Origin of the sequence: Microcystis sp. LE19-84.1B, from assembly GCF_027531875.1 — a bacterium.
In the GTDB taxonomy this organism is placed as follows: Bacteria; Cyanobacteriota; Cyanobacteriia; order Cyanobacteriales; family Microcystaceae; genus Microcystis; species Microcystis panniformis.
In genome coordinates this window covers 1-1,672 of sequence record NZ_JAPZSR010000324.1, presented here as the reverse complement: position 1 = coordinate 1,672, position 1,672 = coordinate 1, and the positions used below count along the sequence as shown (strand labels likewise).

At 37.4% G+C, this 1,672-nt stretch carries 3 protein-coding genes and 1 rRNA gene; 1 reads left to right on the top strand and 3 read right to left on the bottom strand.

What is annotated here, in order from left to right:
* The first annotated feature begins 14 nt into the window (after nucleotides 1-14).
* Nucleotides 15-132: ribosomal RNA gene (gene rrf / locus O9324_RS18325) — 5S ribosomal RNA — on the top strand.
* A 166-nt stretch (nucleotides 133-298) separates the two neighbouring features.
* Here rrf and yidD read toward each other — a convergent pair.
* The 3 genes from yidD to O9324_RS18315 all read right to left on the bottom strand — a co-directional run.
* Nucleotides 299-661, bottom strand: coding sequence for a membrane protein insertion efficiency factor YidD (gene yidD, locus O9324_RS27280; protein ID WP_080605445.1), 363 nt, complete (start codon nucleotides 659-661; stop codon nucleotides 299-301).
* Nucleotides 646-1,452 (bottom strand): CFI-box-CTERM domain-containing protein, encoded by an 807-nt coding sequence (locus O9324_RS18320; protein ID WP_288140937.1) that lies wholly within the window; start codon nucleotides 1,450-1,452, stop codon nucleotides 646-648. Before O9324_RS18320 ends, yidD begins: the two co-directional genes overlap by 16 nt.
* Before the next feature lie 109 nt (nucleotides 1,453-1,561).
* The coding region (locus O9324_RS18315; protein ID WP_071784045.1) for a transposase at nucleotides 1,562-1,672 on the bottom strand (111 nt) is incomplete at its 5' end.

Below are 1,672 nucleotides of genomic sequence, written 5' to 3'. Positions count from 1 at the left end.
AGGGTTCTACCCTTCCTGGTGTCTTTAACGTGATGGCACCACTCCGATTCCATCCCGAACTCGGTTGTGAAACTTCACCGTGGCCAAGATACTTGTCGGGTTGCCGACCGGGACAATAGCTCGATGCCAGGATTATTCTTTACACAAAACAATACCTTTCCCATGCAAGTGGGGAAGGTATTGCCTTTGCTGTACTTTTTTTATTGGTTTAGCACTGCGTAGCTCATCCTGCTGGGCTACTGACGAAGAGTAGCTCTACTACAAAATTAATGTCTATTAGTGTTTATGTTTTATGGAGCTAATTTTTATTGTCTCCCTTCAGTAGTTCTCTATAAGCAAGTTTACATTCTTCTAGTCTCTTCTGAAACAGAAAAATTGCCTTTTTCAAACCGTAAATTTTTACAGTTTTCCGAAAATACTCCGAGCATGATTCACATCTATAAAGTACGCTGTAAGCACAGGAAAATCCTTTACGAGGCGAAAGATATTTTTGATAGAATCGGATACAGTGAATAACAGCAAAATCGAGAATAAACCGTAAACCGATTTTCTCTAAACAATCGACTAATGGAATAACAAATATTAACAATTTGGAAATCGATACTTTCCGTCTTGTTCTTGTGTGTATAGAGAAACATCTATAAATTAACTTTCTAAGCATTTGACAAGCATATCAAGGATATGACGAACTGGTTTGGCAAAGTTTGGTGAATCTTTAAGCCAGCGAGCTAAAGGTGGCGATAATTTGTAGTATATTAAAATAAATAACTTTCCTAATAGATACATTCTCAGTTTTTCGTCTCGAAAGTGTCTTAATTTGATAACTTGAGGTGATTCGTAAGTGCCATAGACAGCAGTAGCTATAAAGCAGTGATCGCAATGGTCACAGTGGCCACAATGATTTAAGTGATCGCAGTGGTCACAATGATTTAAGTGGTCACAATCTTCAATATCTCCGTTAGACTTGTCCAAACTGATTGGGTGAGGTTCTGGTGATCCTCCACTTATATTATGATTAATAGAACTCTCTAACAATTGCTCTTGGTGGTGGGTTGGAAAAGAACTGCTACCGCGACTACTGCTAACAGGGAGAAATGGTTCTCTAGTGTCAGGTAAAGAGTCTATAGATTTGTGCAATATGACTGAACTAGCTATATGCTCTTTAGGAATTGAACTTCTAGGATAGTGCTGTTCTGAGTTATCTTCTGTTTGCGAACTAGGATTACTTGATGAAGAAGGAGTCAAGTCAGGAACATACAAACTATTATTATGGGTTAACTCTTGAATAATCTTTTCTATATCTACTTTTGCAGACGCATAACCAACGCCGACTCCAACACCAGCCCCACCAAAAATATACCAGCCTAAGTTGTGCCTTAATTGTTTATATTTTTTGTCAGAAGATAAAAGCCTATTGAATTCATCAATGCTTAATTGATTAAGCTTTTCCAATAGAGAAGTTAATTGTTCAGGCGATATGGGTAAGTTACCGTTATTTGCATATTCGGTGATAATGTACAGAGTAATAGATTTTTGGCTCTTCGTTACCCTTTATGCTAAATCAACATACAAGATGCCAAGATAACATACTTCTAACCCAAAAATTCCGAAAGTTTCTAAAGCCATAGCCTCTCCGTTTTATTAGTTTAAGTTTATTGTTGATTCCCTCGAC